1 protein-coding gene is annotated in these 438 nt (G+C 30.4%); it reads left to right on the top strand.

Annotated elements, in window-relative coordinates; genetic code table 11:
• Window positions 1-173: type II toxin-antitoxin system HigA family antitoxin (locus tag HGB55_RS15360; protein WP_168817834.1), on the top strand; the 173-nt coding region annotated here is incomplete at its 5' end.
• Window positions 174-438 lie beyond the last annotated feature (265 nt).

Below are 438 nucleotides of genomic sequence, written 5' to 3' on the forward strand. Positions count from 1 at the left end.
AATTCCGAATGGAACAAATGGGAATGAATCAAAAAGATTTAGCAGAAGTTGTTGGCTTTAAAAGTAGAGTAAGTGAAATACTAAATAAAAAAAGAAAACTGACTTTGAATATGATAAGAAAACTTAACACTAATCTACATATACCAACTGAAGTTTTAGTTCAAGATTATTAAAATAAAGCCAGTGGCTAACAATGGCTATATTGCATTGTGGCGGATTTTCTTTTTCAGAAAATCCTCGTATATTTACTAACACAATTGCTATGGCGGAAAAATCTTGCCGATTTTTCCACAACGACAACATAGCCTAAACCGTTGGTAAACATTACGATGAAAAAAATTGCTATCATATTAATTCTTCTAATTTTCATAACAAATTGTACGAAAAATGACAAGTCTAAACTGTTGATTGGAACTTGGAAGATAATTGGCAATAAAG

It is taken from the genome of Lutibacter sp. B1, assembly GCF_012524075.1.
Taxonomy (GTDB): domain Bacteria; phylum Bacteroidota; class Bacteroidia; order Flavobacteriales; family Flavobacteriaceae; genus Lutibacter.